Annotated in this window: 12 protein-coding genes and 1 riboswitch; of the genes, 10 read left to right on the plus strand and 2 right to left on the minus strand. The window is 37.5% G+C overall.

Annotation, left to right across the window (positions count from 1 at the left end; translation table 11 throughout):
- Positions 1 to 35: 35 nt before the first annotated feature.
- Positions 36 to 515, plus strand: coding sequence for a deoxycytidylate deaminase (locus tag ACSV5T_RS01640; RefSeq protein ID WP_005386569.1), 480 nt, complete (start codon positions 36 to 38; stop codon positions 513 to 515).
- 161 nt (positions 516 to 676) lie between these two features.
- Here ACSV5T_RS01640 and ACSV5T_RS01645 read toward each other — a convergent pair whose 3' ends face one another.
- A complete protein-coding gene (locus tag ACSV5T_RS01645) occupies positions 677 to 1,906 on the minus strand; it encodes an aminopeptidase (RefSeq protein ID WP_438320109.1) in 1,230 nt (409 codons plus the stop codon).
- A 111-nt stretch (positions 1,907 to 2,017) separates the two neighbouring features.
- Here ACSV5T_RS01645 and ACSV5T_RS01650 point away from each other — a divergent pair, with 111 nt between their 5' ends.
- The 6 genes from ACSV5T_RS01650 to ACSV5T_RS01675 all read left to right on the plus strand — a co-directional run bounded on the left by ACSV5T_RS01650 (position 2,018) and on the right by ACSV5T_RS01675 (position 10,498).
- The gene (locus ACSV5T_RS01650; RefSeq protein WP_105089216.1) at positions 2,018 to 2,587 is read left to right on the plus strand and encodes a helix-hairpin-helix domain-containing protein; all 570 of its coding nucleotides are present in this window, start codon (positions 2,018 to 2,020) and stop codon (positions 2,585 to 2,587) included.
- The gene (locus ACSV5T_RS01655; RefSeq protein WP_438320110.1) at positions 2,544 to 4,766 is read left to right on the plus strand and encodes a ComEC/Rec2 family competence protein; all 2,223 of its coding nucleotides are present in this window, start codon (positions 2,544 to 2,546) and stop codon (positions 4,764 to 4,766) included. Before ACSV5T_RS01650 ends, ACSV5T_RS01655 begins: the two co-directional genes overlap by 44 nt.
- An 11-nt stretch (positions 4,767 to 4,777) precedes the next feature.
- Positions 4,778 to 5,755: a DNA polymerase III subunit delta gene (gene holA / locus ACSV5T_RS01660; protein ID WP_438320111.1), complete on the plus strand. Its 978-nt coding sequence runs from the start codon at positions 4,778 to 4,780 to the stop codon at positions 5,753 to 5,755.
- A gap of 2 nt (positions 5,756 to 5,757) precedes the next feature.
- The gene (locus tag ACSV5T_RS01665; RefSeq protein ID WP_438320112.1) at positions 5,758 to 9,549 is read left to right on the plus strand and encodes a PolC-type DNA polymerase III; all 3,792 of its coding nucleotides are present in this window, start codon (positions 5,758 to 5,760) and stop codon (positions 9,547 to 9,549) included.
- A 192-nt stretch (positions 9,550 to 9,741) separates the two neighbouring features.
- Positions 9,742 to 9,984, plus strand: coding sequence for a hypothetical protein (locus ACSV5T_RS01670; protein ID WP_438320113.1), 243 nt, complete (start codon positions 9,742 to 9,744; stop codon positions 9,982 to 9,984).
- Between the two features lie 55 nt (positions 9,985 to 10,039).
- Positions 10,040 to 10,498: a hypothetical protein gene (locus tag ACSV5T_RS01675; protein ID WP_438320114.1), complete on the plus strand. Its 459-nt coding sequence runs from the start codon at positions 10,040 to 10,042 to the stop codon at positions 10,496 to 10,498.
- Between the two features lie 92 nt (positions 10,499 to 10,590).
- Here the strand turns inward: ACSV5T_RS01675 and poxB are convergent, their stop codons facing one another.
- Positions 10,591 to 12,333, minus strand: coding sequence for a ubiquinone-dependent pyruvate dehydrogenase (poxB, locus tag ACSV5T_RS01680; protein ID WP_438320115.1), 1,743 nt, complete (start codon positions 12,331 to 12,333; stop codon positions 10,591 to 10,593).
- Between the two features lie 293 nt (positions 12,334 to 12,626).
- Positions 12,627 to 12,742: riboswitch (FMN riboswitch) on the plus strand.
- A gap of 68 nt (positions 12,743 to 12,810) precedes the next feature.
- Between poxB and ribD the strand changes: the two genes are divergently transcribed.
- From ribD to ACSV5T_RS01695, 3 genes are read left to right on the plus strand one after another with little or no spacing between them, the layout of a single operon-like run.
- Positions 12,811 to 14,025, plus strand: a complete 1,215-nt coding sequence (gene ribD / locus ACSV5T_RS01685) for a bifunctional diaminohydroxyphosphoribosylaminopyrimidine deaminase/5-amino-6-(5-phosphoribosylamino)uracil reductase RibD (RefSeq protein ID WP_438320116.1) — start codon at positions 12,811 to 12,813, stop codon at positions 14,023 to 14,025.
- Entirely contained in the window at positions 14,006 to 14,662 is a 657-nt protein-coding gene (locus tag ACSV5T_RS01690; RefSeq protein ID WP_438320118.1) for a riboflavin synthase, read from the plus strand. Before ribD ends, ACSV5T_RS01690 begins: the two co-directional genes overlap by 20 nt.
- Before the next feature lie 18 nt (positions 14,663 to 14,680).
- Complete coding sequence (locus ACSV5T_RS01695; RefSeq protein WP_438320119.1) at positions 14,681 to 15,883, plus strand: bifunctional 3,4-dihydroxy-2-butanone-4-phosphate synthase/GTP cyclohydrolase II; 1,203 nt, start codon at positions 14,681 to 14,683, stop codon at positions 15,881 to 15,883.
- Positions 15,884 to 15,945 lie beyond the last annotated feature (62 nt).

A 15,945-nucleotide genomic window follows, 5' to 3' on the forward strand; every position in this document is an offset into this window, starting at 1 on the left:
AAGTAGAAGGGGGCTTATTTTTTAGTGAGGTAATTATGGCAAAACGTAGCGATTATATTTCCTGGGATGAATACTTCATGGGGGTTGCCATCTTAGCAGCGCAACGCTCTAAGGATCCTAATACACAAGTTGGTGCATGTATCGTTAGCAATGATAATAAAATCTTATCTATTGGCTATAATGGCATGCCTTTGAATTGTAGTGATGATGACTTTACTTGGGAACGCGATTCAGCAGACGATAACAAATATTTCTATACTGTACATAGTGAACTCAATGCTATTCTGAATTATCGCGGTGGTTCTCTAGAGGGTTCCAAGATTTATGTTACATTATTCCCTTGTAATGAATGTGCTAAGGCAATCATTCAAAGTGGTATTAAGGCCGTTATCTACCGCGATGACCTTTATAAAGATACTAAAGAGGTTAAAGCATCTAAGCGGATGTTAAAAACTGCAGGTGTAGAGATTATTGAATATAAACCTACAGGCCGTACTTTAAATATCACATTGTAATAGAATAAATTTTTACTATTATCAAAAGACCCTATATACAAGCGTATATAGGGTCTGTTTCATATGTAGTTTTCCAATATAAATGGATATCTACTAGAGACGTTAGACTAGACATATAGTTCTTTGCTGTCATCCAATTTATGATTGTTTTGTAGTTATGTTTATACTTGTAAACGACCATCAATCATAATGTCTACTTCTTGACCGTCACGAGTATAGCCTTTGATGTTCATACGTTCATGGCCAATCATAAAGTCTACATGTGTTAAGGAGTGGTTAAGGCCGCGTTCTTTTAATTCTTCTTCAGATAAACCATCGCTATCTTTGAGGCATGTTGGATAAGAGGCACCAATTGCTAAATGGCAGGACGCATTTTCATCAAACAATGTTTCGAAGAAGATTTGGTTAGATTGACTAATTGGGCTGAAGTGATCAACTAAAGCAACTTCGCCGAGGTAGTGGGAACCTTCATCAGTTTCTACTAATTCTTTCAATACTTCATAACCTTCTTTGGCTGTATATTCAACGATTTTACCTTCTTTAAACGTAAAGGAGAAATCAGAAATAGTGTTGCCATGGTAAATTAAAGGTTTTGTACTGTATACAATACCATTAACACCATTGTATTGTGGAGCAGAGAAAACTTCTTCTGTAGGTATATTGGCATTGAAAATAGTACCATCTTTAGAGGATTCTTCACCACCTAGCCAAATATGACCTTCTGGCAATTCTAATAGGAGGTCAGTACCATTTTCACAAGTATAACGCAATGCCTTTAAGTCTAATTTATTCAATGCTTCACAGCAGTGACGTAATTTTGCCATATGATGACGATACGTATCTTTTGGTTCTACACCTTCAATGCGGCAAAGTTTCAATAATGTATCCCATAACTGGTTAATTTTTTCTTCGTCTGTACCTTTATAGCCTAATAAATCTGCCCAAAGAACTGTTGGTACAGAAGCAACACACCATGTAACAGAAGAGTTCATGATGGCTGTATGATAGAAGGATAACGCTTTATTTAAGTTACGAGATTGTAAGGAAATACGATCTGTTGGAATACCTTCTAAGGCTTTTGGATTAGCACTGATTAACGATAAGAAGGCAGCCTTTTCATCGATGTACTGCTTGTAGAATTCAGGAATCCAGTTAGCTGGTTTTTCTAAAACAGATTCGTTAGCATGCAATAAACGTTGACGGGCAATTGGTGAGCATCTCCAGTTCAGAACAACCTCCTTAGCACCAAGTTCATAAGCTTCTTCAGTAACAATCACTGCAAAGTCTTTGTTTTCTACATCTACAGAAATAACTAATGTTTGGTCTTGCTGCAAGTTTACCCCGTATTGTAATAATGTACGGGCATATTTTCTTAATGTATCTTGATTCATAATTTCTCCTTTAATTCGTCATCAATTGTTAAACTCCTGCTAGTGTGACCAATAGAGTCATCGGTAGGAGTTTTGTTTTTCATAGGGAAATCCTTCAGTAGGAGGTGCACTATGAAAGTTAAATTGAAGCCCTATATGATAATTGTATTAATCCTATGTATTTTAGTAGGAATTTATTTCCTATGGCCTATTATAACAGATGAAAGCGATTCTGTCCTAGCTGAAGGGGGTATAGATGGAAATTCTTCTATATCTACTGTAGAACAACAGCCTAATAAACCAATCGCTTATATAACAGGTGCAGTCGCTTCACCTGGTTTATATGAGCTTGAAAGCTCAGCTACTGTAGGTGATATTGTTAAGCTAGCAGGAGGACTATTACCGTATGCAGATGTAGAGTCGGTAAATATGGCTAAGCCAGTTACTGCAGGTGATCATATCCATGTAGTATTTAACTTTCACGGTAATCCTGAAGTGTTATTGCGTGGTAATAAGATAAACATAAACTCTGCCACTGCAAAAGAATTAGACTCTCTGCCAGGTATAGGCCCTGCCATGGCTAAAAGAATTGAGGAATATCGTTCACAAAAAGGCCCCTTTACTTCCGTTGAAGGTATCAAGGGGGTGAAGGGCATTGGTGACGGCGTATTTAAGAAAATTAAAGACAAAATTACAATTTAACAATCAAAATTGTAATCACGAAGGTATGCCACTACATACAAATATTATTGATCGTACAAAAGTGGTGTTAACTCATAGTCAATGGGCACATGTTATATTAGGATCTATCATTATAGGAACAATACTAGGGTATGGAAATTATTTTCCTGTACTCAATCAAATGTACTACATCTTTGCGATAGGGATAGCCATTATAGGTGTCGGTGTTTTTAAAGTCTTACAATCGTCTAATTGGTGGCGATCACTTGGTAAGTTAATAGTTTTAGTGTCCGTTTTTGTAGGACTGTCGTATTATCAAACAGATTTACGGATTATACATTTTAATAGCTATACTTCATATTATTTGCAGCAAGAAGGAGAATATCTTGGTACGGTTGTAACTGCTCCTGAAAGAGTAAATTTGAACGGACAGGAGTACTACAAATATACAATTAAAACTCATGGCTTACATCCTTATAAAGATACTGCCAAAAATGATTATATTAATGCACAGGGAAGGTTACAGGTATATTCAAAGGTGTCTACCACCAAACATCCCATACGACTAGGGGAATACGCAGTTGTAGAAGGTACACCAAAGTCCTTATTTCTTATCGAAGAGGAAGGTCGTATTAATCTTCGCGGTCGATATATGAGTTCCAATTCTCGAGGGCGAATCTACGATGGTGTATATAGAACTGCTACAAATAAAGACTTACAAGCATTCAACTATAAAGAGCTCTTTTCTGAAAAAATATATTGGAAACTCTTATTTATTTGTGGATCAATACGTGAGTCTATAGATAAAACTATTTCTAATTATCTAGAGGGTCCACAACATGTATTAGCACAATCATTAGCTTTAGGTGGCCATTATAGTGAGCTAGGGGAAGATACAATGAAGGATTTTTCCTATACAGGGCTTATTCATATTCTATCTATATCAGGTTCACATATTGCGCTCTTATTAGCACTGGTATATGGACTGGGACGACTTATTAAATTAAGAAAACGAACTAGTTTGACTATTGGCATTTTAGTAGCTTGCATGTATTGTGGTGTCGTTGGTGGCGATGCTCCTGTTGTACGGGCAACGATAATGAGCATACTCATGTGTATGGCTTACATAAAAGGTCGATTATATCAAGCGAAGCAGGCATTATGCATATGTGCCATACTATGTTTAGTATATGATCCTTTTTCTATATTTGATGTAAGCTTTCAGCTATCCTTTGGTGCAACTTATGGATTGCTCATATGGGGAAAAGTATTATATGAACGTATTCAATGGTTACCAAAATGGATTAAAACACCCCTTGTATTATGTGTGTCAGCACAGTTGCTCATCTTACCGCTACAGCTGTATTATTTTCACTATATCAGTATTGCTAGTTTGTTAGCAGCTTGTATAGTGGCACCTTTATTAGATATATCTATCGTTTTAATTTTTATAAGTACTATTATTAGCTCTATAATGCCAATATCATTTCTATGGCCTTTGATAGATGTACTATTACGTATATCCTTATATTTAAATCATGTGTTAGGTCGTAGTGGCAGTTTACTTTGGTTAGGGATGATGCATCCCTATTGTGCTTATTTGTATTTTGTTCTATTGGGTTTATTTACGTATTTTTTAACCCATAGAAAAAGGTATACTGTTTATATAGTGTTATGTTTAGTTTTTATGGTCACAACCTTTGGTGCTTCATATTATGTGACACAGTATCATAAGAATGCATTGGTTCACTATATTCCTATGAAGCAGTGTAATGTGTTACTTTGTATAGAACCAAATCACGAAGGGGCCTATGTATTAATTGATGCACCAGACCATATTAAAACAACACCTAATGAAAGGCTTATTAATCAAGCTATACAAGCATATGGTGTCAATCCAAAGGTTGTAAAAGTAGACTACTTTCATAGTAACGGATCTGCAAAAACAATATATAAAAATAGTATGAAAGAAATCGATGTATATAATGGACAAAGAGGGGAAAAAAATCTAAAATTAAATGATAAGACTAATACACTATTTATTACGAGTCGTTCTAGTTCAATGAATGAAATTGGCCGAGTATTACCGAATAATATGGTTTTACTTAGCAGCCCTCATGGTGCGTTACGCGATGTGGACCCATCATCGGAACACATGTATATAATGGGATACAGTTACATTAAAGATATCTATCTGTGAAAGGAGGAACTATGGCACATATTCAACTCATTTATGGCGATGAGCCACAATTAATTGAAGAAGAAAAACGTAAATTTTTAAGTGCCTATCCTGACCTTCCAGTAACAGTATTAGATGATGAAGCTGGGCCACAGAAGATAAGTGAAAAGCTCTGTGAGGATTCTCTATTTGGCGATCAAAAGGTATTTTGCTTAGTGAATTTACCTATTATTCGTAAAAGCGGTAAAAATAGCGATGCTTGGGTTCCATTATATGAACTTCTCATGGAATATAACGGGGATAACCCCATCCTTTTGATTTATCATGATATGATTGATAAACGCATCAAGCAGAATAAAGCGATTTTAGATAAAATTCCCAATCATCAATGTAAGCGCCTTGAAGGGGCAGACCTCGTGATGTGGATACGTCAGTATTGCACTTCTAATGGTTTTAAAATGACACCTGATGCACAGGAATATGTAGCTCATCTCATCGATTTGTGGCAAGATGTACCGGTTTCTTTTATGAGAACCGAATTTGACCGGTATTTTCTACAAATTACGGGTGATAAAGTCATTACTAAAGAGTTTCTCGAAGAAAATGGTAGCGATTATGGGGCTAAAAATATTTTCACCTTTAAAGAGGCTCTGTTAAAACGAGATATTGATACATTGCTTGAACTATTTCCGTTTATGTTCGGCTATAAAGAATTAGACCGTGCAATGAGCTATATTGAGGGGCAATTACGTTTACAGTTATTGGTCAGCGAATGTCGCCAAGCGGGAATGTCTGTTCAAGCTATTCAAAACTTATGTAAGGATCATGATTCGTCATTTAAACCATATCCGATTAAGTTAGCTTACGAGGCGAGTCCTAGAATTTCAATTAAGGCACTACGAGCTTTATTAAAAGGACTCTATGAGATTATCTTGGATAGCCGCAGCAGTAAGGGCGATATTTGGCGATTTAGAGATTTATGTATTACCTATTGTGGGTATAAGGGATAAAAATGAAAGTACGTTATCGTGTTGTACCAAAACAGAATAAGAAATCGTCCTTCTATGTAAACTGTCATAGCCAACATGTGACGATTCAAGCGGCGGACTCAGCTTTTTCCACATTACTTAGTTTGCGTGAAAGATTATCTGCATGGTATAAGGAAAAGAATATCTCTTTTGACGATATTCCAACTAATACCGATACAGCTTGTTGCTTCGCCTGGAAGGTAGATACTGAAACTGGGGAAGGTTTAGATACCTATTATTATGGTGGCGGCTACGGAGCTGGTGAATGGATTGAAGCTGCTGAGGCGCAACGTGAGGCTGAAGAGGCTAAAAATCAAGCCCCTATAGGCAAGTCCTTTGCAGGATATGATCAACAAGATGAATATGATGATGTTGACGAAGATGATTTTGCTCCATTCGTAGAGGCTGTTGAGTTAGGCTATTTCAACAATAGTCCAGTTGTTGTGTCTCGTTCTAATCAAACTGCTGCCGCATCTAGTAATAGTGATACTGTCGCATCTGTGAGCAGTACACCTAAAGCAAGCAATGGTTTTGCACCTAAAAGTACGACAAAATCTACTGGAAAAGGTAGTGAAGGAGATAGCAAATATCCTCGTCGTGCACCGAAGGATGCTCCTACTGATGAAGGTATGATTTTAGGACCTAAAATTGAAGGGGTTACCTCTAAGATCATGGGCACCTTAGATACACCAAGCGTCATCTTTGAAGGTGTATTTGTAGGCTTAGATAAACGAGATACTAAGACTGGTAAAAGTATTGTTAATGGCAGTATCGTAGATGATACAAATAGCATTAAATTTATTAAGTTTACAAACAGTCCTGAAGAGGGGGATGCGTTACTTAAACAGCTAAAGGGCTTGCAGCGTGTTCGAGTACAAGGTAGCGTCAGCTTTGATGATCGATTCGATAAAGATTATATCTTATCTATTCGAAGCATCGAGGCTATGGAAACTACGAGCGTGGAACGTACAGAAAACCGACCAGACTCCCGCGTAGAGCTTCATTTACATACTAAGATGAGTGATAAGGATGCTCTTGTATCTGTTAAGGATCTATTTAAAACAGTAAAAAAATGGGGCCATCCTGCAGTGGCTATTACAGACCATGGCGTAGTACAAGCCTTCCCTGAGGCTCAAGCTCTTGGTAAAGAGTTGGGCGTTAAGGTTATCTACGGTGTAGAGGGTTATCTTATTGAAGATGAGACAGTAACTCGCGATGAAAAGCCTGTATTAGATAAAAAGAAGAAAAAAGAAAAAGACAAACGTTACCATATTATCTTGTTAGCAAAAAATATGGTAGGTTTACGTAATCTCTATAAGATGATTTCTATATCTCATCTTGAACATTATAAGGTTCGTCCTCGTTTGCCTCGTTCTGTTATTGAAGAGCATCGTGAAGGTATCATCATCGGTTCTGCATGTGAAGCTGGTGAGCTTATGCAATCCATCGTTCGCGGCGCTACAAAGGAAGAGTTACTAGAGGTAGCCTCCTTCTACGACTATCTTGAAATTCAACCACATACGAACAATATGTTCTTGGTTCGTAAAGGCCTTATGCCTGATGAGCAAGCTCTTATCGATATGAATAAAACAGTTATCGAATTAGGGGAAGCGTTAAACAAACCAGTATGTGCTACTTGTGACGTTCATTATTTAACACCAGAAGAAAAGATATATCGTGAAATCATGTTAACTGCATGTGGGTATCCAGATGCAGATGAACAACCTGATTTGCACTTGCGTACTACTGATGAAATGTTGGCATCCTTCCCTTACTTAAGTGAAGAAAAGGCCTATGAAGTAGTTGTTACTAATACTCGTGCTATTAATGATAGTATCGAAGATATCAAACCAGTTCCAGACGGCACATATTCTCCAAAAATTGAAGGCGCTGATGAAGCTTTCACAGAAATGTGTTATAGAAATGCGAAGGCTATTTATGGTGATCCATTGCCACGCGTTGTACAAGAACGTTTAGACTATGAATTGGACTGTATTATTTCCAATGGTTACGGCGTATTGTATTACATTGCTCATAAGCTAGTAAAAAAATCTCTTGATGATGGCTATCTAGTAGGTTCTCGTGGTTCCGTAGGGTCTTCTTTTGCTGCTACCATGTCTGAAATTACAGAGGTAAACCCATTACCGCCGCATTATGTATGTCCTAACTGTAAATATTCAGAATTCTTTGAAAAGGGCGAATATGCAGGTGGTTTTGACTTGCCTCGTAAAGATTGCCCTGAGTGCGGTCATGCGCTACAAACGAATGGTCATGATATTCCGTTTGCTATCTTCCTTGGTTTCGAAGGCGATAAGGTTCCAGATATCGACCTTAACTTCTCTGGTGATTACCAAGCAAAAGCTCACAAATATACGGAAGAACTATTTGGTCGTGACAATGTATTTAAAGCTGGTACCATCGGTACTATCGCTGATAAAACGGCATTTGGTTATGTTAAAAAGTACGCTGAAATTAGAGACATTCAAGCTCGCAGTGGTTTCTTTGAACATTTGGCAAAAGGCTTTACGAATGTAAAGAATACAACAGGACAACATCCTGGTGGTATCATGGTTTGTCCTCGCGATATGGATGTGCATCACTTTACACCTATACAGCATCCTGCGAATAAGAAGGAAAGTGGCGTATTAACGACACACTTTGACTATCACTCTATTGAAGGTCGTATGACTAAGCTTGATATTCTGGGCCATGATGATCCTACTATCATTCGTATGCTAGAGGATTTGACTGGTATAGATGCAAAGACTATACCATTTGATGATCCAAAAACATTGAGCTTATTCTCTTCTACAGAGGGGATTGGTTTAACACCGGAACAACTACAAGGTGACCAAGTAGCCAGCTTGGCTGTACCAGAATGTGGTACGAAGTTTGTACGGGGCATGCTTGAAGACTCTCGTCCGCAAACATTCTCTGACTTAGTTCGTATCTCTGGTTTCTCTCATGGTACAAACGTATGGCTCGACAATGCCCAAGACCTTATTAAAAATGGTACTTGTAAATTGAACGAAGCTATTTCTACCCGTGACGACGTAATGAACTTCTTGATCCATCGCGGCATGGATAGAAAGCATAGTTTCTTCGTAATGGAAAACGTGCGTAAAGGGAAGGGCATTGAAAAACGAAATAAACAAGGGCAAGCTACGACGGAATTTGAAGCAGAAATGCGTGAAAATAATATTCCTGAATGGTTTATTGAATCTTGTAAAAAGATTTCCTATCTATTCCCACGGGCCCATGCGGTTGCCTATGTAATGATGGCATTCCGTATTGCCTGGTTTAAGGTATATCATCCATTGGCATTCTATGCGGCATACTTCTCCATTCGTGCAAAGGCCTTTGACTTACGCATTATGACAGGGGACCTTAAAACTCAAATGACTGAGTTCAACCGTATTAAGGCTCTCGATCGCGCTGCCAGTCCTAAAGATAAGGATCTTATGAGCGCGTTAGAAGTATCTATGGAAATGTATCAACGGGGCTATCGTTTTATCAATGTAGATATCCAGCACTCCGAAGCTAGACGTTTTAGCATTAAAGATGGTGCATTATTGCCGCCATTCTTAGCTATTGATTCCTTAGGTGAAACTGTAGCTGATGCTATCGTTGCTGAACGAGAAGAACGTCCGTTTACATCTCTAAAAGACTTGCAACGTCGTTGTAAGGTATCTAATACCATCATTGATCTTATGAAAGAACTTAAATGCTGTGGTGAACTACCTGAAGACGAACAAATGTCACTCTTTGGGGCATAATAAAATACTAGTTATACTTAAATACAAAGTAAGCACTATACCTAAAAGTGGATATAGTGCTTATTTTTCTATATTTTGATACAATACAATTGATATATCATTGGTACAAGGGAGTGTTGTGTAATGATAAGTGAATTATTGAAATTTCTAGGAATTAATTCATCAGATAGTGATATTACTAAAAAACCGAAAATGGAATCAGAAGACAATGGAACTGGATCTTATATTACTAAGGAACGACAAAATCAACCTATAGAGATTGAATTTTGGGACATTGAGCCTGAGGATGTGCCTGAGTTAGAAGAATCCGATATTCCAGGTGTATACTTTAACGAATTCCGAGAATATGTTGATCAAGAAGGAAATGTACTATCCCCATCAGATCTCGATGCAATACGATATAAAGATGATTACGAGGACGATTATTATAGATAGAAATTATTAGAGTGTCATATTTATATTGTTTTTATTGTGTAACGAGTGGGTAATTATGAGAGTTCCAATATATGAAGCTGTAGCTCACTATAAAAGGAATAATGAGTTACCATATACAGAGTATTTTTGCCTAGGCTTTTTTTCTAAATTATCATTAGCAGAAATGGCATTAACTGAGTCAAAAAATTTGATAGGTTTTTCTGATTTGGCGGATGATGCATTTTCGATAACAACTCATTATTTAAATGATTGTGTGCATATAGGTGATGATGTTAGTTATGAAATCATAAACAACAAAATTTATGGTGTTTGGTATGATTATGATATAGATGATTATTATACATGTTCAGGATACATAGGTTTATTTAGTACTTTAAAATATGCAGAGAAAGCAATAGAGTGGTATAAAACCTGGGATATATTTAAAGTACATGGCATAGAGTGTTTAGGAATAGCTACTATCACTCTTAATTTAAGGGGATGGACTGAAGGTTTTATAACAATATATGATTAAATTAAGAAAAAAGAGGTGTCATCATTTGATGATACCTCTTTTAAAAGTTTTGCAGTTTATTTAGTTTGGCAGATTTTGTAAATTTGGCAGATTTAGTACAAAGATTTATATTTCATCCAGTTTGTTTTGGCCATTTCTTTAAGTTCTGTACCACGGCCATCAAGGATTGCATTGATCAAGTATTTACTGAAGCCTTTTGCTTGTTGGTAAGCAATTTTTGGAGGCATAGCAAGTTCTTGTTTATCTACATGAACATTGACGATAACAGGACCATTATGGTTAAGAGCCTCCATGATTTTTTCGTCTACTTCACTAGAATTTTGAATACTTACACCTTTAATACCAGCCGCTTCTGCAAGTTTACCGAAGTCTGGATTTACAAAGTCTGTAGCATAGTCTAGGTAGCCAGAAGCTTTCATTTCCATAGCGATGAAGCTAAGTTCCTCGTTGTTGAATACAAAGATTTTAACTGGCAAGTTAAGTTGTTTTAATGTTAACATTTCGCCCATCATCATTGTGAAACCACCATCACCGGAGAGGGAAATGACTTGGCGGTTTGGACATGCATTTTGAGCTCCAATAGCATGCATCATAGCATTAGCCATGGAGCCATGGTTATAGGAACCCAAGATGCGGCGTTTACCATTTGTTTTTAAGTGACGAGCAGTCCAAATTACTGGAGTACCTACATCAAAGGTAAAGATAGCATCTTCACTTGCTAGCTTATTCAAACGATTAACAAAATATTGTGGATGAATTGCTACACCATCTGGTTCAGCTACTGCATAGCTATCTAGATCGCCTCTAAATTTAGTATATGCTTTACGTACAGTGTCGATAAATTCAGTATCACCGCGTTGGCCTACGAGAGGTAATAATTCTTTCAATGTATCTTTTACAGTACCAATAATACCTTGTGTAAGAGGAACACGACGACCTAATGTACTAGGATCTCTATCAACTTGGATTACCTTAGCATTTTCCGGATAGAATGGACGGTAAGGGAAGTCTGTACCAAGCATAACGAGTGTGTCGCATTGTTCAATAGCACGATAACCAGATGTATAGCCTAATAGACCTGTCATACCTACATCATATGGATTATCCCATTCAACCCATTCTTTACCTCTGAACGCATGTACTACAGGAGCTTGTAAGCGTTTTGCTAATTCTACGACCTCATCATGTGCACCTTCACAGCCTGCACCACAGAAGAGGGTAATTCGTTTGCCTGTTTCTAAATGAGCAGCCATTTCTTCGATGTCATCGTGTTGAGGAATGATATGAGGTAAACGAGGTTGGTTCCATACAGGTAACTCGTCGATTTCCATTTCCATAACTGCTACGTCCCCAGGAAGGACGATAACAGCAACATCTTGGTTGCCAATAGCAGCATTCATAGCACGGAATAGAATTTCAGGCATTTGTTTTGGATTAGAAACAAGTTCGCAGAAACAGGAACATTCTTTGAATAAGTTTTCTGGATGTGTTTCTTGGAAGTAATTTAAGCCTACTTCAGATTGCGGAATATGAGACGCAATAGCTAATACTGGAACACGATTGCGATGACAATCGAATAAACCGTTGATCAAGTGTAAATTACCAGGACCAGAACTACCAGCACAGACAGTCAATTTATGAGTTAAGGCTGCTTCTGCACCTGCAGCAAAGGCTGCAGTTTCTTCATGTCTAACATGTTCAAAAGCAATCTTACCATTGCGGCGTAGACTATCGTTTACAGAGTTTAAACTATCGCCAGTGATACCATAAATGCGTTCGATGCCCGCATTGGCTAAGACATCTATAAGTACATCAGAAATTCTTTTTTTTGCCATATTATCACCTATATTTAATAAATAATATTAATTAAATATTGTTATAAAACCATATATTATTATATTAGACCTCTTTGTAGTGTAATTATGTGATAAATGTTACTATTTTATGTATACATAATTTATATATGTTTATATTGTTATGATTAATAAATTTTTAATCTATTATATATTGAACTATAATAATATATATTTTATTCCTTCTTTACTTTTTAACAATATTTCTCAATACAAAACTCTTATTGTTGCATAACGTTAATAAAAGTGTTACTATTAATTCAGAAACAAAATAGATGAGTCTTTGGGGATAGGTGAAATTCCTTACCGGCGGTATAGTCCGCGAACCTTTTAGGTATGAATCGGTGTAATTCCGATACCGACAGTACAGTCTGGATGAGAAAAGACGAAGCACATTTGACGTGCGTATTTATGATTACCCAAGGACTATGTATATAGTCCTTTTTTTATTGAGGTGATATGGTGGATGACGTAGCATATATGAAACGCGCCATTGCACTGGCAAAATTAGCCACAGGTCACACCTCGCCAAATCCTTTGGTTGGTGCCGTAGTGGTTAAAGACAATACAATAATCGGTGAAGGTTATCATCATAAGGCTGGTACAGCTCATGCTGAGGTTCATGCCTTAAACCAAGCTGGTAATAATGCTAAAGGTGCTACTTTATATGTAACCTTAGAGCCATGCTCTCATTATGGTAAAACTCCACCTTGTGCGCTGCGTATTATCGAGGCTGGCATAGCTAAGGTCGTTGTAGGTAGTACAGATCCTAATCCACTAGTATCGGGAAAGGGTATGGATTTACTCCGTGAAGCAGGCATAGAGGTTGTTTGCCCCGTATGTAGTGAGGAATGTGCTGAACTAAATGAGCATTTCTTTACATATATACAGACAGGTAAACCTTTCGTAACTATTAAAAGTGCTATGTCCCTTGATGGTAAGATTGCGACTTTTACTGGTCAATCCCAATGGATTACGAATGAGTCCTCCCGACGAGATGGACATATACTACGTGCTACTCATGATGCCATGCTCGTTGGCATCGGTACAATCTTAGCAGATAATCCTCAATTAAACTGTCGTTTAACTGATACTGAATTATCAGAGACTTTATTAGATACAAGCATACTTGATGAAACGATTCATGTTCATCAGCCTGATGTAATCATCTTAGATAGTCTAGGTAGAACACCAACAACAAGTCGTATATTTGAAATAGATACTCGCAAGGTACATATATTTGTATCGAAAGGCTGTCCTAAAGAACGAATACAGGCGCTTGAACAAGTAGGGGCTCTTGTTACTGTTGTTGAATCAGTATCTACTCGTAAAAGTAAAAGTACAGATATCGTAATAGATATTAAAAAACTATCTATTGATGATATTCTTACGAAGTTGGGCGATTTTGGTTATACTTCATTATTAGTTGAAGGTGGCTCTGCCATTATAAGTTCATTTGTAGAAACATTGAACTTTGATAAGGTAGTTACTTATATTGGTAATACAATAATCGGTGGAACAGAGGCTACACCTGCTGTAGGTGGTCGTGGCTTTGAAAGTCTAGAATCTTCTCCACAGTTAACTTTTACAAAAACTAAAGTATTAGATAATAACATTCGCATCGAAGCGTATCGTCAAGGAAGGAGGGGCGCTTATGTTCACGGGAATCGTTGAAGAAATCGGCCGTGTAGAGAGCATTAAAAAGGGCCCTAAATCCTTGGCTATTACAATTCGGGGGAATAAAATATTTAGTGATTTAAAAATTGGTGACTCCGTTGCTGTTAATGGTGTGTGCTTGACGGCTACAACGATTGGTAATGGCGTATTTACCGCAGATGTAATGCCAGAGTCGATTAAGATGACTACTTTTACAAATTTGAAAGTTCATCAACCAGTCAATTTAGAACGGGCTATGCTCGCTAACGGTAGATTTGGCGGTCACATTGTGGCAGGTCACGTAGATGGAACGGGCCGCATCATTAACCGGGAACAAACGGATAATGCCATTATTTTTACCGTAAAGGCCCCTAAATCCGTTATGGATTACGTTATTTATAAGGGGTCCATTACGATCGATGGAATTAGCCTCACTATTATGCGACGAACGGACAGCAGTTTTTCTGTATCTATCATTCCTCATACCTTGGGCGAAACAATTTTAGGTTCTGCCCATATTGGTACGGAGGTTAATTTAGAAACGGATATCGCTGGTCGATACATTCGTCATTTTATGAATCTCGGTAGTGAACCTACCGAAGATAAACCTAAGAAATCTATGCAATCCCTCTTAGTAGAGAATGGATTTATATAAAGAGTAAGGAGCGTTCCTATGAGCGAACAATTACATTCTATTACAGAGGTCTTAGAAGACCTTAAAGCTGGTAAACCTGTTATTATTGTTGATGATGAAAGCCGAGAAAACGAAGGCGATCTTATCATTGCTGCTGAGTTTGCTACACAAGAAAATATTAATTTTATGGTTAAATACGCGCGCGGTATCGTATGTACGCCTATGCGCCGTGAAGCTTTAGAAAAACTTGGCATTCCTGCTATGGTTGCTAAAAATACAGATAATCATGAAACAGCTTTCACCGTTACTGTTGACCATGTAGATACTACAACAGGCGTATCTCCAGCAGAACGTGCTTATACAATTCAAAAATTACTAGATCCTAATGCTAAACCTGAAGACTTCCGTCGTCCTGGTCACGTGTTCCCTTTAGTGTATAAAGAGGGTGGCGTTCTAGTACGCCAAGGTCACACTGAAGCATCTATCGACCTTTGCCGATTAGCAGGTTTACAAGAGGCAGCTGTTATTTGTGAGATTACAAAAGATGACGGCGATATGGCACGTCTACCAGATCTCATGAAATTTGCGAAAGAACACGATTTGAAAATTGCTTCCGTAGCAGAGCTTATCGAATACCGTAAACAGCATGAAGACATGGTTGAGCTTGGTGCTTGTTCTAAATTACCTACTAAATTTGGTGATTTTAATATCTTTGTATTCAAAAATGAATTAGATAAAAAAGAACATTTAGCTATTGTTAAAGGGGATGTGCAAAACTGTAGCGATGTCCTTGTACGTATTCACTCTGAATGTTTAACTGGCGATGTATTCGGTTCTAAACGTTGTGACTGTGGTGAACAATTAGATAATGCGCTACGTGCTATCGAAAAAGAAGGCAAAGGCGTTGTAGTATACATGCGTCAAGAAGGTCGTGGCATTGGCTTAACAAATAAAATTAAAGCCTATGCATTACAAGAGCAAGGCCTAGATACTGTAGAAGCTAATGAACAATTAGGCTTCCCAGCAGATATGCGTGAATATTCCTTGGCTGCTCAAATTATCCGTTTCTTAGGGATTAAGAGTATTAGATTGTTGACAAACAATCCAGAAAAACGTCATGGCTTAGAACATTGGGGTATTGATGTTACTAGTCGTGTACCGCTCATTATTGCAGCTAATAAATTTAATGCAGGGTACTTAAAGACAAAAGAAGAAAAAATGGGTCATATGTTAGAAGACTAATCATTTAGTTTTACTTAACAAATTGCTTGTCACATAAGAATTTCCTTTATAGGAATATAGGA

The organism is Veillonella sp. ZSJB6, assembly GCF_051549505.1.
Lineage (GTDB): Bacteria > Bacillota > Negativicutes > Veillonellales > Veillonellaceae > Veillonella.

Coding starts and splice junctions, on each gene's coding strand:
- ACSV5T_RS01650 (WP_105089216.1), top strand. CDS start 2,018: ATGAAAGTTAAATTGAAGCCCTATATGATAATTGTATTAATCCTATGT.
- ribD (WP_438320116.1), top strand. CDS start 12,811: ATGGTGGATGACGTAGCATATATGAAACGCGCCATTGCACTGGCAAAA.
- ACSV5T_RS01675 (WP_438320114.1), top strand. CDS start 10,040: ATGAGAGTTCCAATATATGAAGCTGTAGCTCACTATAAAAGGAATAAT.
- poxB (WP_438320115.1), bottom strand. CDS start 12,333: ATGGCAAAAAAAAGAATTTCTGATGTACTTATAGATGTCTTAGCCAAT.
- ACSV5T_RS01690 (WP_438320118.1), top strand. CDS start 14,006: ATGTTCACGGGAATCGTTGAAGAAATCGGCCGTGTAGAGAGCATTAAA.
- ACSV5T_RS01645 (WP_438320109.1), bottom strand. CDS start 1,906: ATGAATCAAGATACATTAAGAAAATATGCCCGTACATTATTACAATAC.
- holA (WP_438320111.1), top strand. CDS start 4,778: ATGGCACATATTCAACTCATTTATGGCGATGAGCCACAATTAATTGAA.
- ACSV5T_RS01665 (WP_438320112.1), top strand. CDS start 5,758: ATGAAAGTACGTTATCGTGTTGTACCAAAACAGAATAAGAAATCGTCC.
- ACSV5T_RS01695 (WP_438320119.1), top strand. CDS start 14,681: ATGAGCGAACAATTACATTCTATTACAGAGGTCTTAGAAGACCTTAAA.
- ACSV5T_RS01640 (WP_005386569.1), top strand. CDS start 36: ATGGCAAAACGTAGCGATTATATTTCCTGGGATGAATACTTCATGGGG.
- ACSV5T_RS01670 (WP_438320113.1), top strand. CDS start 9,742: ATGGAATCAGAAGACAATGGAACTGGATCTTATATTACTAAGGAACGA.